Source organism: Labrenzia sp. R5_0 (genome assembly GCF_017743835.1).
Taxonomy (GTDB): Bacteria; Pseudomonadota; Alphaproteobacteria; order Rhizobiales; family Stappiaceae; genus Roseibium; species Roseibium algicola.
In genome coordinates this window covers 135007-157399 of the sequence record NZ_JAGHRK010000003.1, presented here as the reverse complement: position 1 = coordinate 157399, position 22393 = coordinate 135007, and the positions used below count along the sequence as shown (strand labels likewise).

The window sequence follows — 22393 nt, the reverse complement described above, 5'->3', positions numbered from 1 at the left end:
TTGTGGTCGCTGGCGGCCGGTTGCCGGCCGCCGGGCGATTTCAGACAACCGCATCGAGCGCTTTACAGTCGTTCAGCGCCCAGCCGACGCGGACTGTCTCGCCGACGGCGAGTTTGCGCTTTTCTCCGCGGTTGCGAACCTTGACGATGAACTCGTCGTTGCCGCCCACGTTCATGCGAACGCGGATATGGTCACCGAGGTAGATGAGCTCCTCGATCCGGCCGTTGACCAGATTGTCCATCGTGTCATGGGTGTCGAACTCCACCCGTTCCGGCCGCAGGGACAGGGTCGTCCTGTCGCCGACGGCGGACACGTTGACCTTGTCAGCCTTAAGCTTAGTGCCGTCATCGAGTTCAACAAGGCACTCAGAGCCGTTGATCTCGACGACCTTGCCATTCAACTTGTTGTTTTCACCGATGAACTGGGCGACGAAGGAATTCTTCGGATCTTCATAGAGATCGTCCGGCGTCGACAATTGCTGGATGACACCATCGTTGAACACAGCCACGCGGTCCGACATGGTCAGCGCTTCGGTCTGGTCGTGGGTCACGTAGACGACGGTGACACCCAGGTTCTCGTGAATGTGCTTGATCTCGTACTGCATCTGCTCGCGCAGCTGCTTGTCGAGCGCACCGAGCGGCTCGTCCATCAGTACCAGCTCCGGATCGAACACCAGGGCACGGGCGACTGCGACGCGCTGCTGCTGTCCACCGGAGAGCTGTGCCGGACGGCGATTGCCGAACGAACCGAGCTCGACCATCTCGAGAGCCCGCTTGACCTTTTCCTGCTGGTCAGCCTTGCCGACACCGCGCACCTGAAGCGGAAAGGCGAGGTTCTCGGCCACCGTCATGTGCGGAAACAGGGCGTAGTTCTGGAACACCATGCCGATGCCGCGCTTGTGCGGGGGCACGTTGTTGATCGGACGGTCGTTCAGGTAGATTTCGCCATGCGTTGCCGGTTCGAAACCGGCCAGCATCATCAGGCAGGTGGTTTTGCCGGAACCGGACGGGCCGAGCATTGTCAGGAATTCGCCCGGCGGAATATCGAGATTGAGGTTCTTTACGACCAGGGTTTCCCCGTCATAGCTCTTTTGAACGCTGTCATACTTAACAGCAGCGCCCCGTGTGTTCGCCATTGTGTCCCCAAGTCAGCTTCTATCATTATTATTAGACGCACGACCAATAACCTCCAGGTAACCTCTGTTCCTGAAGAGCTATCGATGTGTGCGAACGCGCATAGAAAAACAAAATTACTGCCTTTTGGAAAGGGGTTATGAAAAAAATTTGGATATTTTTTAGTCAGGCGCCGACTTAATATTTTGCAGCGCGGTATGAAGCCGTATTTTTTACTCAAGAAGAAGCGCCCGAAGAAAGAAATATCTTTCTCCGGGTTCGGCAATCTTTACTACACAACGATGTTCTTTGTTGTGCCTCTAGAAGAGTTTCGCGCAAGCCAACTTGCACCAATAGCCGTAGAACGTCACGGAATGCTCTGGCTGCGTCATGCGGAAAATAGCGCGACAAGGGAGCCGCGGGCACCGTGCGGGCAACAAAAAACCCCGCCCGGCAACTGCCGGACGGGGCCTGACGCTAAGCATCAACCTTGCAGCTTATACGGCTTATTTGTAGTCGTACTGGCCGTCTTTCCACTCGTACCAGACGTAGCCCGGCAGGGTGACGTCGCCCTTGTCGTCAAAGGAGAGGTCGCCGAGAACGGTCTTGAAGTCGCCGTCGTTCAGGGCGCCGACAACGTCGTCATACTCGGTGGAGCCGGCAGCTGCGGCAGCTGCTGCCCAAGCCTGGATGGCGGCGTAGGTGTAGAGCGCGTAGCCTTCAGCGGTCTTGCCGGCGTCTTCAAGTGCCTTCACGACCGGAGCAGCTTCCGGGTTCTTGCGCGGGTCCGGAGAGAAGGTCATCAGAGTGCCTTCGCCAGCCGGGCCGGTGATCGACCAATATTCGTCGGTCACGAGTGCATCGCCGGAAACGAGAACGGTGCTCATGCCCTGGTCGACCATCTGACGCTTCATCAGGCCGGCTTCGGTGTGGTAACCGCCGACGTAGAGAACGTCGATGTTTTCCGACTTCAGCTTGGAAACCAGCGCGGTGTAGTCCTTTTCACCGGCAGTGTAGGCTTCGTAGAGGGTTTCGTTCTTGCCGGCAGCGTTCATGACTTCCTTGGTGGCATCGGCGAGGCCTTTGCCATAGGCAGTCTTGTCGTGAACGATGGCGATGTTCTTGTCGCCGAATTCCTCTGCCAGATAGGTACCGGCAACCTGACCCTGCTGGTCGTCACGACCGCAAACGCGGAAGGTGCCCGGGCCCGGACGTTCGTCGGTGAACTTCGGGTTGGTGGAAGCCGGAGAAATCTGGACGATACCTTCTTCCGCGTAAACGGCGGATGCCGGGATGGAAGAGCCCGAGCAGAAGTGACCGGCCATGAAGACCACGCCCTTACCGACCATCTGGTTGGCAACGGCAACAGCCTGTTTCGGGTCGCAGGCATCGTCGCCCACTTCCAGCACCAGCTGTTCACCATTGACGCCGCCAGCTGCGTTGATGTCCGCCACGGCCTGCTCGGCACCGGCTTTCATCTGCGCGCCGAAGGAGGCGTACTGGCCGGTCATCGGGCCTGCAGTTGCGATCACGATGTCTGCAAAAGCGGCGGTGGACATGGCCACACCGGCAACTGCAGCAACGCTAGCCAAAAGATACTTTTTCATCATCAACTCCCCTGGTTCCAGTTATCTGGACCACTTGGAATGGAAGCCCGTGCTTCCGTTTTGGCCGGGCCAGGGACGATTCTTGTTGTTTTTCGTCCATTCCCAGCCGGTTCCCCATCGGTGCGGAAAACGCACCTCCGGAATTCTCAATCCTTGGCGTATTTGTCCGTCTGGCCGGTCTTCAACCGCCAACTGAAGGGACTCGTCTTTTCGTAAAGCCAGACATACTGCGTCGTCATCTGGTTGGTGCGTGTATACCGCCATCCCGCCAGGGCGATTGCAAGCAGAATGAGATAGTCTACAACCAGATAGTGCACCGACAGTAGCGTTCCGTCGAACAGGGCGAAGGTCAGGAACCTGATCGCCAGGCTCAACAGGAACACGAACCAGAACAGCACATAAAGCGGCCGCCAGGTGTTGGCACAGGCACGTCCCGTCATCCAGGCCGCGCCGCCGCCAAGGCAGCACAGCAGGACGAGAAACACGCCGAAACTGGTCTGATAAAGAATACCCATAGCGCGCTCCTAGTGTCTTCCGCCTTCGAGGTAGGCTGCCTGCACGTCCTCGCGGGCGAGCAGTTCCTTGCCGGAACCCGACATGGTGATCTTGCCGTTCACCATCACGTAGGCCCGGTGTGCCAGTTTCAGCGCATGATAGGCGTTCTGTTCCACCAGGAAGACGGTGAGACCGTCGCTCTGGTTGAGATCCCGGATAGCATCGAAGATCTGTTTCACGATCAGCGGCGCAAGGCCGAGGGACGGTTCGTCCAGAAGCAGAAGACGCGGGTTGGACATCAGGGCCCGGGCGATCGCCAGCATCTGCTGCTCACCGCCCGAAAGCGTGCCGCCGCGCTGGTTCCGGCGCTCCTTGAGGCGCGGAAACAGGTCGAAGGCGCGCTGAAGTCCGGCTTCCAGATCGTGGTTGCCGGCCATTTCCGCACCCATGATCAGATTTTCCATCACGCTCATGCGCGGGAAGATCCGTCGCCCTTCCGGAGACTGCGCAATCGACTTGCGCATGATCTGGTGGGTGGGCATGCGGGTGATGTCTTCGCCGTCGTAGATAACCTGGCCGGAGCTGGCCTGCGGCGTACCGCAGATGGTCATCATCAGCGTCGACTTGCCGGCGCCGTTGGCCCCGATCAGGGAGACGATCTCGCCCCGGTCGACGGTCAGATCGACACCGCGCAGCGCGATGATCTTGCCGTAGTGGGTCTCGACGTTCCTGACTTCCAGGAGGTGGTTGGAGGTTGTCATATGCCGACCTCCTCTTCCACGGCGTCGACTTCCTCGTCCGGTACGCCCAGATAGGCGGCGATCACCTTCGGATCGTCCTTCACTGCGGCCGCCGTGCCGTCGGAGATCTTCTCGCCATAGTCCAGAACCACGACGTGATCCGAAATTTCCATCACAACGCTCATGTCGTGTTCAATCAGAAGGATAGAGGTGCCGTGCTCCTTGCGGATGTACTGCAGGAGCGCGTTCAGTTCTCCACTTTCCTTGGGGTTCAGACCTGCAGCCGGTTCGTCCAGACACAGCAGCTCCGGACCGGAGCACATGGCCCGGGCAATTTCCAGACGGCGCTGGTCGCCGTAAGGCAGGTCAGCGGCCGGGGCGTCCGCCCGGTCGATGAGCGCTGTCTTTTCCAGCCAGTAACGCGCCTTTTCGACTGCCTGACGCTCTGCCTTGCGGAAGGTTGCCAGACCGAAGATACCCGCAAGCGAATAGCCCGAAGCCAGCATCAGCGGATTGTGCTGCGCGACCATCAGGTTCTCCAGAAGGGTCATGCCGCCGAACAGGCGGATGTTCTGGAAGGTACGGGCGACCTTGGCTTTCGCAGAGATCTGGAAATCCGCCATGCGCTCGAGCAGGTAATGCTCGCCGTTGGTGCGGTTCATCACGACCCGCCCTTCGGTCGGCTTGTAGAAGCCGGTAACGCAGTTGAAGACGGTGGTCTTGCCGGCGCCGTTCGGGCCGATCAGGGCGGTAATGTCACCGCGCCCGACATTGAACGACAGATCGTCGATGGCGACCAGGCCGCCAAAGCGCATGGTCAGATGCTCGATCGTCAGGACGGGGTTTGTATCCCAGGAGCTCATCCGTGGCCCTCCTGAACGAGGTCGGCACTGATGCCCTTGGCCTTCTTGCCGCTGAGGGTTATCGACGGCATGCGGGTTGAGATGAGGCCGCGCGGTTTCCAGACCATGATGACGACCATCAGAAGCCCGAACACCAGCATGCGGTATTCTTCCAGTCCGCGGAAGAACTCGAAACCACCGATCATAACGACTGCGGCGATGACGACACCGATCTGGCTGCCGAGACCGCCGAGAACGACGATCGCCAGGATGACCGCGGATTCGATGAAGGTGAAGCTTTCCGGCGAGATGAAACCTTGCCGGGTGGCGAAGAACGAACCCGCAAAACCGCCGAACATCGCACCGAGCGCAAAAGCGGTCAGCTTGGTGTTGGTGGTGTTGATGCCGAGCGAGCGGCAGGCGATTTCATCCTCGCGCAGGGCTTCCCAAGCCCGCCCGACCGGCAGCTTGCGCAGACGCATGGTCACGAAGTTGGTGACCAGAGCCATGATCAGGATCAGGTAGTAGAGGAAGATGATGCGGTGAATGGAATTGTATTCCAGACCGAAGGTGTCGGCGAAGCCGCCCGGGCCGCGCTCGAATTCGATACCGAAAAAGCTCGGCCGCGGAATGCCGGAGATACCGTCCGGGCCACCGGTAAAATCGTACCAGTTGAGCAGGACCACCCGGATGATTTCCCCGAAGGCCAGCGTCACGATGGCAAGATAGTCCCCCCTGAGACGCAGCACCGGGAAGCCCAGGATGATACCCCAGAAAGCGGCCAGGATGCCGGCGAGCGGCAGACAGATCCAGAAGGAGAAGCCGAAATACTGGGCCAGCAGCGCGTAGGAATAGGCACCGACCGCGTAGAAGGCGACGTATCCCAGATCAAGCAGGCCGGCGAGGCCGACCACGATGTTCAGGCCCCAGCCGAGCATCACGTAGGTGGTCACCAGAATGGCAAGGTCGAGATACTGGCGCGACCCGCGCGATCCATAGGCCGACATCAGCAGGAACGGCAGGACCACAGCCAGGATCAGAAACACCGGCATCGCGAACTTGCCGAGTTTGGCCAGGGGCTTGGCGCTCGGCAGGAAGCCTTTCGCCGTTTCGGTGACCGGCTTGTCGGCCTTCCAGACGAACAGGTTGAGGAGCAGCCGCCCGCCGAAGACGATGGCGACTGCAATGGCAACGGCTGCCCAGCGGTATTCAATGCCGAGCTGACCGCCAAGGCCGCTTGCGACCTCGGCTTTCATGCCGATCAGGACACCGAACAGGGCAAGCGCGATCGCACCCCCGGCCGCCGCATCCTTGAGCGACACCATGAAGAGGTTCTCAGATTTTGCTGACATGGATCAGACCTTCTCCACTTCCGGCTTGCCGAGCAGGCCTTCGGGCATGAAGATCAGCACGATCGCCAGGATCGAGAAGGCGGCAACGTCCTTGTACTCGACCGAGAAATAGCCGGACCAGAAGGTCTCGATGAGGCCGATCAGCAATCCGCCGAGCATGGCACCCGGCAGCGAGCCGATACCGCCAAGAACCGCAGCGGTGAAGGCTTTCACACCGGCCAGGAAGCCGATGTAGAAGTCGATCACGCCGTAGTAGAGCAGGAACATCAGGCCGGCGACGGACGCAAGGCCTGCGCCCATGACGAAGGTCAGCGAGATCGTCCGATCGACGTTGACACCGACGAGCGACGCCATCTTGCGATCCTGCTCGCAGGCGCGCTGCGCCCGGCCCAGAGAGGTCTTGTTGATCAGGAAGGTGAAGCCGACCATCAGAACGACGGTCACCACGATGATCAGGATCTGCGTGTAGGACAGCTGCACGATGAAGCCGGTTCCGTCCGGTCCGCCGTCGCTCAGCGTGAAGCCGCCGGAGATCAAGGGCTGCAGAGGCTTGTTGCGCGCGCCCTGCGAGATCTGAACGAAGTTCTGAAGCGTGATGGAAGCGCCGATCGCGGTGATCAGCGGTGCCAGGCGGAAGGAGCCGCGCAGAGGGCGGTAGGCGATCCGCTCGACCGTCCATCCCCAGGCCGCCGTCAGGGCCATCGAAATGACCAGGACACCGATCAGCGCCAGAATGAGGAGCGCCACTGGCAGGCCTGCCGTGATGCCGAAAGCGACGATGAAGATCAGCGCGATGAAGGCGCCGACCATGAAGATGTCACCATGGGCGAAGTTGATCATCCCGATGATGCCGTACACCATCGTGTAGCCAATGGCGATCAGGCCGTAGATCGACCCTAGCGTCACGCCGTTGATCAGCTGCTGTAGAAAGTAATCCATATTCTTTTTGTTACCCCCGGAAGCCATTGCTGCTTCTTTGAACGAGGCATTTTTGCCTTCATTAAAGCTTCATTAGCAAGTCACGCGAGGTGAGACAATTCCTCTCGTATCCGGCAAAAGATAAAAATAAAAGATTTCCTCTTTTCGAACTTTGAGGAAATTTATTCCGCTTTTTAAAAAATCAGGTCAGAAAAATCCGGCCCGGGCGGTACGGTTTCCTTTATCCGTCAAACCGACCAGGCGAAGTCTTTCCGGACAGTCTTGTCTCCCCGGAAGTTCCTCCGATAATGTCCCTTGAATCAATCATGGGCAACACCTTGCACGACACCGGCACACAGCAGCTTCAGTTCCTGACCACGAAGGAAGTGGCCGACCTTTTGCGGGTCAAGGAACGCAAGGTTTACGACCTTGCCGCCGCCAACGAGATCCCGCATCGGCGAATCACGGGCAAACTCCTGTTTCCCGCAGCCGAACTGCGGTCCTGGATCGAAGGTCCGACTGCCGCCGCGACACCGGAACGCCCTGGCGTTCTGGCCGGATCACACGACCCCCTTCTGGACTGGGCGGTTCATGCTTCCGGTTGCGGACTGGCCATGCTGTGCAACGGCAGCGCGGACGGTCTGAACCGCTTTGCCGCCGGAGACGCCGCCCTTGCCGGCCTGCATCTGCCGGAAGAAAACGGCTGGAATGTCGCGTCAGTCAGCGAACTGGGCCTGAAGGACGCGGTCTTGATCAGCTGGGCATCCCGCAAACGCGGCCTTCTGGTTTCCCGGGAAGCTGCACCGACTGTTCGATCCGTTGCCGATCTGAAAGGCAGGCGCGTTGCCATGCGCCAGCCGGGCACCGGCACTGCCCTCCTGTTTTCCAGATTGCTTGCCGACGCCGGTCTGAGCGAAGCAGATCTGACCACCGGCCCTGCCACCGCCCACACGGAAAACGATGCGGCGTCGGCCGTTGCCGCCGGTGAAGCCGATGCCGCGCTCGGCATCGAAACCGCGGCAAGACCTTTCAAGCTGGCCTTCGTGCCGCTGGCCGAGGAATGCTTCGACCTGCTTATCGATCGGCGCTCCTTTTTCACCCCGCCTGTTCAGATGCTGTTCGAATTTGCACGAACGTCAGAGTTCCGGGACAAGGCCGCGGCGCTCGGCGGTTATGACCTGGCCGACCACGGCTCCGTCCGCTGGTTGTCCGCTTGACCCGCGCCGCCTTCAGTGTTCGGGCATACATTCAGGAAAGACAACGATGAGCGATATCCGCCCGCATGAAATTTCGGTTCCAATCGAGGAACCGGACGATGCAAGGCTCTTCTTCATCGGCAGGATCCACACCCCTTGGAAGGACCGCAAGGATTGCCCGCGCCAGGGCAAGGTGGACGGACCGGAGTGCCGGATCGAGATTTTCGAGCCCTGGGTCCCGGCACTGAAGGGCATCGAAGAATACGACAGGATTGAACTGCTTTACTGGCTCGACAAGGCCCGGCGGGACCTCATCGTCCAGAATCCGGCACATAGCGACAACATTTTCGGTACCTTTGCCCTGCGCTCGCCCGTCCGGCCGAACCCGATCGGCACCGTTCTGGCAAAACTCGTTTCCGTCGATGGTCCGAACCTGATCGTGCGCGGGCTTGACTGCCTCGACGGCACCCCGCTTATCGACCTGAAACCTGACCGCTGTGCTTTCACACCGAAAGCACCGCCGAAGGACTGAACACTTCACTTGCCCTCTTCGGTCACCTTGACAAGCTCTGCCCGGACCTGACAATCCGGCCCAAAATTCGCGCCCCGACTGGCGCCCTGGGAGGAATTCATGCCTACGGAAACCCCTGCCGGCGAAACCGGTATCAACGACGTCGTCTCGATCGAGATCAACGGCTCTGTCGGCCTCATCGCTCTCGACAATCCGCCGGTGAATGCTGCCTCCCACGCGATCCGCTCCGGCTTGTGGCAGGCAGTGGAAACCCTGCAGCAGACCGACGGTGTTGAGGTGATCGCGCTTTATGCGAAGGGACGGACCTTCATTGCCGGTGCCGACATTCGCGAATTCGGCAAGCCGCCGCTCGACCCGTGGCTGCCCGAACTGTGCAACTTCATCGAAAGCGCCTCCACGCCGATCGTCTGCGTCCTGCACGGCACCACGCTTGGTGGCGGCCTGGAAGTTGCCATGTCGTGCCACGCGCGCGTCGCCTTGACGGGATCCAAGGTGGGCTTGCCCGAAGTGACGCTCGGCATTCTGCCGGGCGCCGGCGGCACCCAGCGTGCCCCCCGGCTTGCGGGCATCGCGACGGCTCTCGACATGATTACCAGCGGCAAGCCGATGAGCGCCGACGAGGCCCTGGCCAACGGCCTGATCGACCGGATCGTTGAAGGCGATCCGCGTGACGTTGCCCTCTCCTCCGCCAAGGATCTTCTGGCCGGTGATCTGCCGAACCGCAAGACGGGTGATCTGACCGCCGAACCGGATCCCGCCGCCATCGAGGCGATGCGGGCAAAGCTCGCCAAGAGCCAGCCGCTGCTGTTCTCGCCGCACAAATGCGTCGATGCCGTCGAAGCCTGCCACCTGCCGATCCGCGACGGCATGAAGGAAGAGCGCCGGCATTACGAGGAATGCATGGCAAGCCCGCAGCGGGCTGGCCTGATCCACGCCTTCTTTTCCGAACGCGCCGTCACCAAGATCCCCGAAGCCACCGCGACCGCGCGCGAGATCAACTCTGTTGGCGTCATCGGCGGCGGCACCATGGGCTCCGGCATCGCAACTGCCATCTTGCTGGCCGGCCTGCCCGTAACCTTGACCGAACGCGACCAGGACGGACTTGACCGCGGTGTTGCGACGGTCACCAGGAACCTTGACGGTGCGGTCAAACGCGGCAAGCTTTCGGAAGCTGGCCGCGACGACATTCTGGCCGCAAAACTCGGCACCTCGACGGATCTTGGCGCGTTATCGGATGCAGATCTCGTCATAGAGGCCGTTTTTGAGGACATGGGCGTCAAGCGCGACATCTTCCAGACGCTGGACAAGGTCTGCAAGCCCGGCACCGTGCTTGCCTCGAACACGTCCTATCTCGACATCAACGAGATCGCCGCGACGACCTCCCGTCCGCAGGATGTCATCGGCCTGCACTTCTTCTCGCCCGCCCACGTAATGCGACTTCTGGAAGTGGTGGTTGCCGACAAGACCGGCGACGACGTGGTTGCGACCGGCTTCGCACTGGCCAGGAAACTGAAGAAGATCGCCGTGCGCTCGGGCGTCTGCGACGGCTTCATCGGCAACCGCATCATGACCTTCTACAAGAAGGCAGCCGATTACATGATGATGGATGGCGCCTCGCCGGAACAGATCGACACCGCCATGCGCGGCTTCGGCTTTGCCATGGGGCCCTACCAGGTGGCCGACCTTGCCGGGCTCGACATCAGCTGGGCAGCCAACAAGCGCCGCGCCGCCACCAGACCCGTCGAGGAACGCTACATTCCGATTGCCGACCGTCTTTGCGAAAACGGCTGGTTCGGACGCAAGACCGGTCAGGGTTTCTACATCTACGATGATCAGGGTTCCCGGCCGAACCCGGAAGCGCTCGCGATCATCGACGCGGAACGGGAGAAGGCCGGTGTCACGCCGCGCAGCTTCACGGAAGATGAAATCGTCAGCCGCTTCATGACCGCGATGATTTCCGAAGCCGTGCGCGTTCTGGAGGAAGGCATCGCGCTTCGCCCCATCGACATCGACGCCGTCTTCCTCAACGGCTACGGCTTCCCGCGTTTCCGCGGCGGCCCGCTGCACACGGCAGATGTCATCGGTGCGGGTGAACTGGTTCGCCGGATCGAAGAGTATGCCAGGGAAGACGCCTACTACTGGAAAGTCCCGGCTCTCCTGCGGCAGATCGCCGAAACTGGTGGAACCTTTGCGGAGATGAACGCGAAGGGGTGACTAAGGGCGGCAAGCCGCGCCGCTGCGCGCGGTGTTGATGAGGAAAAGCATACGCCACCACACAAGATGTCACCCCGGACGAGCCTCTTGCGGCTTTCTGGAGGGAGTCTAGCCTTGTCGGGCCGCCTTCAAGCCGCCAGCGGCGTAGTGCGGAACGCTCTCGCCCAGCTTCAGACCGAGCTCCGGATTGGAGGCATTTCCGTCGAGGGCGCGTTTCTTGACGCCCTGCAGGATCGCCCCCATTCGGAAGAAAGCGAATGCCAGGTAGAAACCGAAACCCGGAATGCCGGTGAGCCCCATGCGGGCGCAGTATGCGTCGATGAAGTCCTGGTCTTCCGGAATGCCCAGCGACTTCCGGTCAACGCCGGCCAGCCCCCGGCCTTCGGTGCCGGGCGGGTGCTGCCACTGCATGATCAAGGCTGCCAGATCCGCAAACGGATGGCCGATGGTCGACAGTTCCCAATCGAGCACGGCAACGCAGGCTGGCCCATCTACGGCGAACAAGAGGTTGTCGATGCGATAGTCGCCATGCACCAGCGTGCGCCGTCCGTCGTCTTCGGGCACATTGGCGTCTAGCCAGGCAATGAGTTCGTCCATCGCGGGAATAGGGCCGGTTTCACTTGCCCGGTATTGCTTGGTCCAGCGGTCGATCTGGCGGCGGTAGTAATTCCCGCGGGGGCCGTAGTCGGCAAGCTCGCGCGCTTCCAGATCAATGCCATGGATGGCCGCCAGGACGCGGTTCAGCTCGTCGTAAATGCCGCGCCGTGTTTGCGGATCCAGATCCGGCAATCGCGGTTCATCGAAATTGCGGCCCCGGACGAGATCCATGACGTAGAACGCAGACCCGATCACGCTGTCGTCCTCGCACAGGACATGCATGCGTGCGACCGGCACATCCGACCCGGCCAGCGCCTTTTGCACGCGGAACTCACGCTCGACCGCGTGCGCTGATTTCAGCAGCACGCCGGGTGGTTTGCGGCGAAGGACATAGTCACCAGACGCTGCGCCGAGCCGGAACGTGGGGTTGGACTGCCCCCGGTTGAACTTCTCGGCCTTGAGCGGGCCCTTGAAGCCGGGAAGGGCCCCTTCCAGCCAGCTACCTAAGGCCGTGAGGTCGAGGTCCGTGCCCGGGGTCATGAGCGGGATGTCCCTGAAGGGACCTGGCTTTCCCCAAGCCTTAAACCTGAAGCGCCACTTGCTCCCGCCTCATCCTGAGGAGCCGCGCCAGCGGCGTCTCGAAGGATGGGTCTCTTGTTCCGGTGAATGCCGCCCATCCTTCGAGACAGCGCTGCGCGCTTCCTCAGGATGAGGAGGTGGAGAGGTAAGGCGTCGTGGCAGTCGCTCCTGATAGAAAGCTGGAGAAAGTCCATCCTCAAAGCTTCCCGTTGGAATATTTCCGCAGCTCCGTGCGCGCTACCTGGCGACGGTGGACGGCGTCGGGACCGTCGGCAAAGCGAAGAGTGCGCAGGTGTGTCCACATGGCCGCCAACGGAAAGTCCTGGCTGATGCCGGCGGCGCCATGAACCTGCATGGCCTCGTCGACCACCTTCAGGGCGGTGAGGGGCGCCACCACCTTGATCTGGCTGATCCACGGCTGCGCGGCACGGGTGCCCTGTGTGTCCATCACCCAGGCTGCCTTGAGGCAGAGCAGACGGGCCATTTCAATTTCCATCCGCGCATTGGCGATGATGTCGTAATTGGCGCCAAGATCCATCAGCTTCTTGCCAAAGGCTTCCCGGCCCATGGCTCGCTTGCACAGAAGTTCCAGCGCCTTTTCCGCCTGGCCGATGGCCCGCATGCAGTGGTGAATGCGGCCCGGACCGAGGCGTCCTTGTGCAACCTCGAAACCCCGACCTTCACCCAGCACGAGGTCTTCCTGCGGCACCCGCACATTGGTGAAGCGGATATGCATGTGGCCGTGCGGCGCATCGTCGGCGCCGAAGACATGCATCGGCCGCAGCACTTCGATGCCCTCGGCATCCGCCGGGATCAGGAACATGGAATGGCGGCTGTGCTTGTGGGCTTCCGGATCGGTTGCGGCCATGACTATGTAGAGCGCGCAGCGCGGATCGCCCGCACCCGTTGCCCACCACTTGTCGCCGTTCAGCACCCAGGCATCGCCATCGCGAACAGCCGTCAGCGCGATGTTGGTGGCATCCGAGGAGGCAACATCGGGCTCCGTCATCAGATAGGCCGAGCGGATATCGCCCCGAAGCAGAGGCTTCAGCCACTTTTCCTTGTGAGCCTCGGTGCCGTAGCGCTCCAGCACTTCCATATTGCCCGTGTCGGGGGCATTGCAGTTGAAGACTTCCGCGGCAATGCCGACCTTGCCCATTTCCTCGGCCAGATAGGCGTATTCCACGGTCGTCAGGCCGAAGCCCTTTTCGCTGTCCGTCAGCCAGAAATTCCAGAGCCCGCGTTCCTTGGCCGTGGCCTTGAGGCTGTTCAGAATTTCAAGCTGGCGCTCCGTCATCCGGAACCGGTCACCGGACGGGTGACGCCCGACTTCCTCGTGATATTCCCGGTCGAGAGGGGCGATTTCGGTTTCCACCATCTGGCGCACCTGCTCGATCAGCGGCCGCACCCGGTCGGTCATTCCAAGATCCATCACTTCCCCCTAACAGATATCGGCGCGCAGCCGCTCAATGGCGGCGCGGTATTCGGTTTCCAGGCGCTCGACCACGGCGGCTGCCGGCCCGACGGACTTGATCGCGCCGATGCCCTGGCCAGCGCCCCAGATTTCCCGCCAGGCCTTCGGCTTGGGACTGTCGTCCGGCATGACGCTGACATCCCACTCGTCCGGCAGATGATCGGGATCAAGACCGACCTTGCGAATGGAGCCTTTCAGGTAGTTGGCCGGATGCCCGGTAAAGAGCGAGGACGTCAGCACGTCCTCGGCCCCGCCTGCAACCATCATGTCCTTGTAGGTCCGGTCCGCGTTGGCTTCCTCCGTCGCAACGAAAGGCGAGCCGACATAGCCAAAATCGGCACCCAGAACGCGGGCCGCCAGCAGCGCTTCGCCGGTGGAGATGGCCCCGCCCAGAAGCAGCGGACCGTCGAACCATTCCCGGATCTCGCGCACCAGCGCGAAAGGTGACTGCGGGCCACCGTGACCACCTGCCCCTGCCGCCACCGCAATCAGCCCGTCGGCGCCTTTTTCGACGGCCTTTTTTGCGTAGGTGTTGTTGATGACATCATGCAGGGCGATGCCGCCGCAGGAATGGGCCGCCTCGTTCACCTCGACCCGCGCGCCCATGGACGTGATCCAGACTGGCACCTTCCACCGCGTGCAGATTTCGACATCCCGCTCCAGTCGCTCATTGGACCGGTGGACGATCTGGTTGACCGCGAAAGGCGCGGCAGGCCGATCCGGATTTTCCTGGTTGTGCCGGTCCAGCGCTTCGGTGATCTCCTTCAGCCAGGCTTCCAGAACAACCGGACCGCCAGGCTCGTCCCTTGCGTTGAGGGCCGGAAAACTGCCGACAATCCCGGCCTTGCACTGGGCGATCACCAGCTTCGGACAGGAGATGATAAAGAGTGGTGCCGCGACAGCCGGAAGCCTCAAACCCTGCAAAGCCTTGGGAAGGGATCTTGCCTTCAACATGATTTGTCCGCCTCTTCTTCCAGGTAGAACCTGTTCAGCCATTCGGCGACCAGCGCAGGCCGCTTGCCGTTCTCGATCTCCACCGTCGACTGCCAGACGATATCAACCTCTTGCGGTTTCGGCCTTGAAAGACGGGCGAGGACAAACCGCCCGCGGACCCGGCTGCCCACCTTTACGGGTGCAAGAAAACGCACCTTGTCGAAACCGTAATTGATGCCCATCGTTGCGCCCTTGATCTTCGGCTGGGCTTCAACACCCATCGCGGAGAGGAGCGACAGCGTCAGAAACCCGTGCGCGATCGTACCTTCGAAAGGTGTTTCCGCCGCCCTTTCAGGATCAACATGGATGAACTGGTGGTCCTGCGTCACCTCGGCAAAAGCGTCTATCCTGGCCTGGTCGATCAGGTACCAGGAAGACACGCCGACCTCCGTTCCGACAAGCGTTTCCAGCTCGCTTGCGGCAAGGGTGCGTGACAGCGTATCAGCGCTCACTCAATAGGCCTCCTGGAAGAGGTCTGGCCCGGTTTCCACGTTGATACCACCGCTGATGGGCAAGATGGCGCCCGTGATATAGGCCCCACCTCGCCCGCACAGATATTGCATGGCAGCTGCGATATCCTCCGGCCGGCCGACACGGCCGAGTGGCACCTGGGCTCCCACACGCGAGCGGACATCCTCGTCCGCCGTTGCAAAGGCCGTCATGTTGCTGACGAAAGGTCCCGGGGCCAGCGCATTGACTGTGATGCGCCGTGCCGCCAGCTCCTTGGCAAGGATCCGCGTCAGATGATGAACAGCAGCCTTGGAAGCCGCATAGCTGTAGGCCCTGTCGCCATGGGCCGTTTCCCCCATGACCGAGCCGACGTTGACGACCCGTGCAGGATCGTCGTCGCTCGCGCCAGCTTCCAGAAGCGGCAAAAGGCCTTGCGTCAGCTGGAACAACCCGGTGACATTCACCCGCATCACCCGTTCCCAGGCGTGATAGGGAAAGTCGCCAAGCGGCTGGCCCCAGCTTGTGCCGGCATTGTTCATCAGAATTTCCAGGCTGCCGGTGCGCTTGCCGATTTCGCCCACCAGCGCCGCAACACCTTCTTCCGTTGCAACGTCCCCGGCAAAGCCTTCCGCCTTTCCGGAATAGCCGAGCGCGTTCAGCTCTTCGGCAGCCGCCTGGCAGGCTTCCAACTTGCGGCTGGCGATCATCACCCGCGCACCCGCGGCCATCAGCCCCTCGGCGGCCATTCGGCCGACCCCGGTCGCACCACCTGTAACCAGTGCCGTTTTGCCGCCAAGGCCGAACAAGTGATCAGGCGTCATGCGGTGCCTCCGGGAACTGTTTTCTTAAGGTGAGTTTCGACACCTTGCCCGTTGCCGTCATCGGCAATGCATCGACGAAGACGACGTCATCCGGCACCTGCCACTTGGCGACCCGTTCCGCCAGATGGCAGAGGATCTCCTCCTTCTGCGGCTGCGCCTCGTCCGACGGCTGAACGATGAGCAGCGGACGCTCGTCCCACTTGGCATCGGGTACCGCGATCACCGCGCAATTCGCCACGCCCGGATGGGACATGACGATATTTTCCAGGTCGAGCGAGCTGATCCATTCGCCGCCCGACTTGATGAGGTCCTTGGAACGGTCCGTGATCGTCAGGAAGCCTTCAGGACTGATGGCGGCTATGTCGCCGGTGCAGAACCAGCCTTCCTTGTCGAACACGGGTTTCGAGGCTTCCGGATCCTCGTAATAGCCGGAAGTGATCGTGTTGCCGCGCACATAGAGATGGCCCGGGGTCGTTCCGTCATGCGGCAGGCGATTGCCGGCATCATCGACGATCTTCATGTCGACACCGAAGATCCGCCGCCCCTGGCTCTGCTTCCTGTCGATGCGCTGGTCGAACGGCAAATCCGCCATCTCCGGCGGCAGGTTGCACTGGGTGCCGAGCGGGCTCATTTCCGTCATGCCCCAGGCATGGCAGACATTGATGCCCTGTTTTTCGAAGGCCTCGATCAGAGAGCGCGAGGCAGCCGATCCGCCAACGACGATATCGCCGAAGCCTTCGGGAATGCGGCCGCGCTGGCGGATCTCGTTCATGAGACCTATCCAGACAGTCGGCACGCCCCAGGCGGAAAACACCTTTTCCCGGTCCATCAGGTCGAACAGGCTTTTGCCGTCCAGTGCTCCGCCTGGAAAAATCAGGCTGGAGCCGGAAAGCGGCGCGCCATAAGGCAAGCCCCAGGCATTGACGTGAAACAGCGGCACCACCGGCAAGATGCGCGAGCCTTCGTTGAGGACCCGGGGAATGGTGACACACATGTCGTAGGCATGCAGCACCGTGGAGCGATGCGAATAGAGCGTGCCCTTCGGATTGCCTGTCGTGCCGGAAGTGTAACAAAGCCCGGCGGCCTGATCCTCGTCGAAATCCGGCCAGTCGATTTCACCCGGCTGACCGTCAAGGATTTCCTCGTAACAGAGCACACCTTCCAGTGTCGTTTCGGGCATATGCGCACGATCCGTCATGATGACGATCCGCAGATCTGCCGGAAAATGCGGCCGCAGCTTTTCAACGATCGGCACGAAGGTGAGATCTACGAACAGCACCCGGTCCTGGGCGTGATTGACGATATAAATCATCTGTTCCGCTGAAAGCCGCGGATTGATGGTGTGGCAGATGGCGCCGATGCCGGAAATTGCATAATAGAGCTCGAAATGGCGGTAGCCATTCCAGGCAAGTGTCGCCACCCGGTCGCTTTCAGCGATGCCGAGTGCCTTCAGACCATGTGCCAGCCGGGCGATCCGGCCGGCGGTTTCCTTGTAGGTGGTGCGGTGAATATCGCCTTCCGTCCTCACGGACACGATCTCACCGGCCGGATAGGTATCCGCTGCAAAGGTGATGAGGTCCGCGATTTTCAGCGGACGGTGCATCATCATTCCCTTCATGTGTTTCCTCCCAGAACACGGCCGCTTCATACGGTCCCTCAAAGGGTTGAAGGAGAAGCCTAGCGCGCGGCTGACGCGCTGGAAAGGTCAATTTCCTCGGATGGCTTTTCCCGAAACCCTTTGACAGCGGCAGGCACATGCGCCAAACCCTGCCCAACCCAAGAGGAATGGTTGAGACCCCTTCATGACCCAGAAACTGGTCATTGCCGTTTGCACCGCGCAGCGGCCGAAAATGCTGCAGGCGTGCCTGGATAGCCTCGACAATCTGATCGCGCCCGCGAACACGCAGATGGCGATCGTCGTTGTGGAAAACGATCCCGTGCCGCATTTCACAGGTGCTGCAGCAGAAGATATGAAGAAGAGGCTGTCTCTGCCGGTTTTCTTCCATCACGAAAAACGCAAGGGCATCCCCTTTGCCCGCAACACGGCCTTGGACGCGGCACTGGAACACGCCCCGGACTGGGTGGCGCTGATCGATGACGACGAACGCGCAGAACCGGACTGGATCGAGAAACTTCTGGCCGCCTGCCTGGAACACAAGGCCGAAGTCGCCAACGGCCCCGTGCGCCGGATTTATGAAAAGCCGGCCCCGCACTGGTGGAAATCGCAGCTCCTGAAGCCCCGGCCGACCGGCTCGATCATCACCGAAGCACCGACCAACAACGTGTTGCTGAGTGGACGTATCATCGCGCGGAACGGTCTTGGCCTGCGGTTCGACGAACGCCTGACCTTCGGCAGCGAGGATATCGACTTCTTCCGCCGCACCCACGCGGCGGGCGCAAAGATGATCTGGGTGGATGATGCCTTTGTCGAGGAGGACATTCCAGCCTCGCGCGTCACCACCGGCCGCCTGCTGAGCCGCATGCACATGGCGGCAACCTCCGGCGCGTTCAACATCGTGCTGCGCGAAGGCCGGCTGAAGGCCGCCCTGCATTTCATCCCCAAAAGCCTGCGGCGCATGTTCTTCGGCCTCCTGGCGACGATCGTCGGTTTCGTGCTGAAACCCTTCGCCAGAAAGCGCGGCGAGAAACTCTTCTACTATGGCCTGATCCGTCTCATGAAAGGCTCCGGCAACCTGCGCGGACTTCTGGGCCGGGCGCATAACTACTACGATGTGATCGATGGTCACTGACACGCAGATGCGGCCGAAAAAACTCGCCCACATTCATCTTGGCGTTGATGGCGGAGCAGAACGGTTCTTCGTGCGCCTGACAGGCGCCCTTGCCCGGCGGGGCGTGGAGCAGATCGCCTTCATCCGAAAGGACCGGCCCTGGCGCGATGACCTTGCCAGACACTGCGATGTGCGCGAGATGACCTTCAGCCGCTCGCACCTGAAACGCCATGTCATCCGCTGGGACATTTCCCGCCAGATCAAGGCATTCGGCGCGCGTTCCACCATGGGCTGGATGAGCCCGGCCAGCAAATGGATGCCGAAACCCGGCCCGAACATGCGCACCTTCCTGCGCCTTGGCGACTGGCCGGACGGCTTTCACACCTATGGCAATGTCGAGGACCTGATCGGCAACACGCCGGAGATCATCCGCCAGGCCATCGAAATGGGCTGGCCTGCGGAACGTGCCCATGTGATCAGCAACTTTGTCGATCCGTTGCCCGCGGATCTGAAGCCGGTCGACCGGGCGGACTACAACACGCCCGAAGACGCCACGGTGCTGATCCACCTTGGCCGTTTCGTCGAACGCAAGCGCTTCGACCTTGCCATTCAAACGGTCGCCGGCCTGCCGGAGACCGTTCATGCCTGGCTGATCGGCGACGGCGAGCTGATGTCCGACATGAAGGCCCTGGCATCAAACCTTGGCGTTCAGGACCGTGTCCACTTTCTCGGCTGGCAACGCGACCCCTCGCCTTTCCTGAAGGCTGCCGATATCCTGCTGTGCCCGACCGACGAAGAACCGCTCGGCAATGTTGTCCTGGAAGGCTGGACCGCCGGGCTGCCCGTTGTCGCCACCGCCTCGCCCGGCCCAAGCTGGCTGATCGACCACGGCAAGACCGGGCTGCTATCCCCCTGCGGGGATGTCGACGGGCTGGTGGGGTCGGTCAAACAGCTGCTCGGCAAGCCGGATCAGGAAAATGCATTGGTTGACGGTGGCAAACGCCGCCTTGAAGGCCAGTTTTCCGAAGACGCCATTTGCAAGACCTATTCCACGCTGCTTTTCGAGAGCTGACACCGATTACCGCAAGGCAACCCACGCAGGCGCGAACATGAAAAAGAAAAAAAGATTATACAATTTCATCGTCCGTCACCCGAACCGGCAGACCTTCGCAAAGCTTTTCAATTGGTATGTCACGTTCTCGAATGCGCTGCGGAGCAAGAAGCGCTGGAACATCAAGGTTGTTTCAGATGAGCCGGTCTTCCGCGTTCGGGACGATAAGGGCCAAGAGATCTCCTTTCTTCACAGCGAACGCGTCGGCTTCTACCGCTACGGTGTTCAGCCGAGAACCAAGGGCCTTCTGGACGACTATTTCATCGACCCGGCAACGATTTCAGACGGCGACGTGGTCATCGATTGTGGTGCGAACATAGGCGAAATCGGCCTCGGATTGCACCTTGAAGGCAGATCCATCCGCTACATCGCCTTCGAACCAGGCCGGGACGAGGCAGCCTGCTGCCAGCTCAACAACCCGGATGGTGTTGTCGAACAACGGGCCCTCTGGCACGAAAAGACGACGCTCAAATTCTACGAAAAGTCGGACACGGCCGATTCCTCTCTGATCGAGTTTTCAGGCTACGGCTCTGTTGTCGAGGTCGAGACGACCACACTCGATGACTACTGCGCAGAAAATGACATCCGTTCAATCAAACTATTGAAGATCGAAGGCGAAGGGGCAGAACCCGAAATCCTCAAAGGTGCCGCCAGGATCTTGGATCGCGTCCAATACATCTGCGTCGACTGCGGCCCCGAACGCGGCCTCACCAAAGAACCCACACTGCCAGCCGTGTGCCATTTTCTGATTGAGCGAGGGTTCAGGTTTGAAAAGATTTCAACGAAGAGACTGACGGCGTTGTTTGTGAGAGACCTTGATACATTTTCGAAATTTTAGATATGTTATTTATATCGATATCTTCTTAGTGATAAAATTTGGACTACATAGGTTCTCAATCTACAGACAAATCCAATCTTCTGGTATTAAATCTACATTTTTAATAGTTTGAGACTTAAACCATCGACTAGGCGCAATTACTCGTTTATTAGACTTCGAGTTTAGCCACGCTCCCCACCAACTGAAAGTGCTATTGGCTATTATGTGACCATCACAAGCAGACATCATATACAGGTCTTCATAATCCTTACCATCAACATCCGGCTCAACTAATATTGCCTTTTGATCAAAACGTATATTTCTTTTAACCCAATCTGGATCGTCAGAAAAAACAAAGTACGTCACATTTTCAAAGTAATTTTCAATAATATTAGCTGCAGATTTGTACCATTCTGGCTCACAGGTTCCATGTATATTGTTAGCTTTAGTATTACTTACGTAATCCCCACGCCGTATGTGTACCGAAATTGGTGAACGGGTGCTTTTTATCTCGTTCAATATTTCTGTTCGTTTTTTAGAAATTTTCTCATTTGGCTGGAATTCTTCTAATATTTTACTTCTAATATTTTTGAAGTATTTTTCACTTTGCCAATATCCAATGAAGTACGCATCTTTTTTTACGTTCATTATATTCGGATTAAAAGATAGTTCTGTTTCTTTAATAATTTTTACTTTACTAGATGAGGTGAATGGGAGCGAAATCCTCTTCTTGGCTCCGAAAATTTGTTCGACCTCTTTTTGAGCAACAATTTCATACTGTGTATTTAATTTATCAAGTAAAAAATTGTGCGTTTTATAAGTCTGGTATGCTGAAATATCTAATTTAAGGTTTTTTCCTGATATTTCTGATAGAGAACGGCCTAACGCATACTGAAACATCTGGTTACCGAGACCGCCGGTTATCCGAACTATTATCAATTTTTTACTTTCGTAGTTTCTAAAATCATTTCCGAAGCGGGTAATTTAACTACTCTATCCAACGACCGGTATAGGCAATATTAGCCAAACTTCTAAGGATCGAATCTTTCATTCGAATTAACCGGGCCTCTCGACGAAACTTAGCTGACCGACTTCCTCGTCGCTCACCTTGCCAGATTTCTGATTTAACCGCAGACAGTTCCATGTGGTGAACAGGGTATGGTTGAACACCGAAACTGCCTACACCATGCTTCCAAAAACGGTCTAGGTGAACATCAACAGGTTCAAACCAAACCTTTGCAGCATTGACAAGCTTTTTCGCTGCCACTGGGGAAATCATATAAGCTGATGTACCATGAGGGCCTCTTTTGAATCGAACGATTCTCATGCCAGTTTCTGATTTTTTGCAAATCGCAATTTTTCTATGTTTGTGAGCAGAAAATCTAATCAACCCAAATCTTTTGATTTCCTGTTCTGCAAATTCCATTGCCGCAGTAAAATTTTGGCATAAATTAATATCGTCCTCTAAGATAAGGATATTTATATCTTCTTGAATTGATTTTTCCCACAATAGGAAATGACTAGCGTAACAACCTAGTTCTCCTGCAGACAATTCAAAACCATGATTTCTTAGAGAACGTCGCTTATCGTATCGCTCAAAAAGCTCATGACTTTCTAATTTACCATCAACAGCTTCAAAGAATTCAAAATTCACATTTTCAGATTCAAGCTTTGTTTTCATATCGAGACGCCTTTCTCTTGAACGCCTCAAGTTCACAACATAAGTTTTCGTTTCAAAATTCATCTACAATTCTCTGGACGTCGCATTTATCATAAAATAAATGATATCACAAAAAAATAAAATTCACTCACTA

General features: G+C 58.9%; 21 protein-coding genes. 6 read left to right on the top strand and 15 right to left on the bottom strand.

The window, feature by feature from the left end; translation table 11 throughout:
• Positions 1–40: 40 nt before the first annotated feature.
• From J7447_RS16115 to J7447_RS16085, 7 genes are all read right to left on the bottom strand, one after another.
• A complete protein-coding gene (locus J7447_RS16115; protein WP_022999203.1) occupies positions 41–1135 on the bottom strand; it encodes an ABC transporter ATP-binding protein in 1095 nt (364 codons plus the stop codon).
• 483 nt (positions 1136–1618) lie between these two features.
• Entirely contained in the window at positions 1619–2719 is a 1101-nt protein-coding gene (locus tag J7447_RS16110) for a branched-chain amino acid ABC transporter substrate-binding protein (protein WP_031268732.1), read from the bottom strand.
• A 146-nt stretch (positions 2720–2865) separates the two neighbouring features.
• Positions 2866–3234: a DUF6867 family protein gene (locus J7447_RS16105; RefSeq protein WP_209170221.1), complete on the bottom strand. Its 369-nt coding sequence runs from the start codon at positions 3232–3234 to the stop codon at positions 2866–2868.
• A gap of 9 nt (positions 3235–3243) precedes the next feature.
• Positions 3244–3975 carry an ABC transporter ATP-binding protein gene (locus J7447_RS16100; RefSeq protein WP_022999206.1) on the bottom strand — a complete coding sequence of 244 codons (732 nt, stop codon included), beginning with the start codon at positions 3973–3975 and terminating at the stop codon, positions 3244–3246.
• Entirely contained in the window at positions 3972–4817 is an 846-nt protein-coding gene (locus J7447_RS16095; RefSeq protein WP_022999207.1) for an ABC transporter ATP-binding protein, read from the bottom strand. Before J7447_RS16095 ends, J7447_RS16100 begins: the two co-directional genes overlap by 4 nt.
• On the bottom strand, positions 4814–6148 hold the full coding sequence (livM, locus tag J7447_RS16090; RefSeq protein ID WP_031268733.1) for a high-affinity branched-chain amino acid ABC transporter permease LivM: 1335 nt from the start codon (positions 6146–6148) through the stop codon (positions 4814–4816). Before livM ends, J7447_RS16095 begins: the two co-directional genes overlap by 4 nt.
• Positions 6149–6151: 3 nt before the next feature.
• The gene (locus J7447_RS16085) at positions 6152–7087 is read right to left on the bottom strand and encodes a branched-chain amino acid ABC transporter permease (protein WP_022999209.1); all 936 of its coding nucleotides are present in this window, start codon (positions 7085–7087) and stop codon (positions 6152–6154) included.
• A gap of 287 nt (positions 7088–7374) precedes the next feature.
• Between J7447_RS16085 and J7447_RS16080 the strand changes: the two genes are divergently transcribed.
• The 3 genes from J7447_RS16080 to J7447_RS16070 all read left to right on the top strand — a co-directional run bounded on the left by J7447_RS16080 (position 7375) and on the right by J7447_RS16070 (position 11008).
• Complete coding sequence (locus J7447_RS16080) at positions 7375–8283, top strand: helix-turn-helix transcriptional regulator (protein ID WP_228148080.1); 909 nt, start codon at positions 7375–7377, stop codon at positions 8281–8283.
• Between the two features lie 46 nt (positions 8284–8329).
• The gene (gene tsaA, locus J7447_RS16075) at positions 8330–8794 is read left to right on the top strand and encodes a tRNA (N6-threonylcarbamoyladenosine(37)-N6)-methyltransferase TrmO (RefSeq protein ID WP_209170220.1); all 465 of its coding nucleotides are present in this window, start codon (positions 8330–8332) and stop codon (positions 8792–8794) included.
• 99 nt (positions 8795–8893) lie between these two features.
• Entirely contained in the window at positions 8894–11008 is a 2115-nt protein-coding gene (locus tag J7447_RS16070; RefSeq protein WP_209170219.1) for a 3-hydroxyacyl-CoA dehydrogenase NAD-binding domain-containing protein, read from the top strand.
• Between the two features lie 108 nt (positions 11009–11116).
• On the opposite strand, the gene J7447_RS16065 is transcribed toward J7447_RS16070, so the two are convergent.
• From J7447_RS16065 to J7447_RS16040, 6 genes are all read right to left on the bottom strand, one after another.
• Positions 11117–12145 (bottom strand): phosphotransferase family protein, encoded by a 1029-nt coding sequence (locus J7447_RS16065; protein WP_209170218.1) that lies wholly within the window; start codon positions 12143–12145, stop codon positions 11117–11119.
• Between the two features lie 235 nt (positions 12146–12380).
• Positions 12381–13616 (bottom strand): acyl-CoA dehydrogenase family protein, encoded by a 1236-nt coding sequence (locus tag J7447_RS16060; RefSeq protein ID WP_209170217.1) that lies wholly within the window; start codon positions 13614–13616, stop codon positions 12381–12383.
• A 9-nt stretch (positions 13617–13625) separates the two neighbouring features.
• Complete coding sequence (locus J7447_RS16055) at positions 13626–14612, bottom strand: nitronate monooxygenase family protein (protein WP_209170216.1); 987 nt, start codon at positions 14610–14612, stop codon at positions 13626–13628.
• Positions 14606–15103 (bottom strand): MaoC family dehydratase, encoded by a 498-nt coding sequence (locus tag J7447_RS16050; RefSeq protein ID WP_082809868.1) that lies wholly within the window; start codon positions 15101–15103, stop codon positions 14606–14608. Before J7447_RS16050 ends, J7447_RS16055 begins: the two co-directional genes overlap by 7 nt.
• Positions 15104–15922, bottom strand: coding sequence for an SDR family NAD(P)-dependent oxidoreductase (locus tag J7447_RS16045; protein ID WP_209170215.1), 819 nt, complete (start codon positions 15920–15922; stop codon positions 15104–15106).
• Positions 15912–17540: a long-chain fatty acid--CoA ligase gene (locus tag J7447_RS16040; protein ID WP_022999219.1), complete on the bottom strand. Its 1629-nt coding sequence runs from the start codon at positions 17538–17540 to the stop codon at positions 15912–15914. Before J7447_RS16040 ends, J7447_RS16045 begins: the two co-directional genes overlap by 11 nt.
• Before the next feature lie 184 nt (positions 17541–17724).
• Here J7447_RS16040 and J7447_RS16035 point away from each other — a divergent pair, with 184 nt between their 5' ends.
• Genes J7447_RS16035 through J7447_RS16025 form a run of 3 tightly spaced genes read left to right on the top strand, consistent with a single transcriptional unit; the run spans position 17725 to position 20600 of the window.
• Positions 17725–18672, top strand: coding sequence for a glycosyltransferase family 2 protein (locus J7447_RS16035; RefSeq protein WP_209170214.1), 948 nt, complete (start codon positions 17725–17727; stop codon positions 18670–18672).
• The gene (locus tag J7447_RS16030) at positions 18662–19723 is read left to right on the top strand and encodes a glycosyltransferase (protein WP_209170213.1); all 1062 of its coding nucleotides are present in this window, start codon (positions 18662–18664) and stop codon (positions 19721–19723) included. The genes J7447_RS16035 and J7447_RS16030 overlap by 11 nt, the downstream gene beginning before the upstream one ends.
• A gap of 37 nt (positions 19724–19760) precedes the next feature.
• Complete coding sequence (locus J7447_RS16025; protein WP_209170212.1) at positions 19761–20600, top strand: FkbM family methyltransferase; 840 nt, start codon at positions 19761–19763, stop codon at positions 20598–20600.
• 60 nt (positions 20601–20660) lie between these two features.
• Here the strand turns inward: J7447_RS16025 and J7447_RS16020 are convergent, their stop codons facing one another.
• Both J7447_RS16020 and J7447_RS16015 read right to left on the bottom strand, forming a co-directional pair.
• Complete coding sequence (locus J7447_RS16020; RefSeq protein ID WP_209170211.1) at positions 20661–21518, bottom strand: alpha-1,2-fucosyltransferase; 858 nt, start codon at positions 21516–21518, stop codon at positions 20661–20663.
• Between the two features lie 49 nt (positions 21519–21567).
• Positions 21568–22323, bottom strand: coding sequence for a glycosyltransferase family 25 protein (locus J7447_RS16015; protein WP_209170210.1), 756 nt, complete (start codon positions 22321–22323; stop codon positions 21568–21570).
• Positions 22324–22393 lie beyond the last annotated feature (70 nt).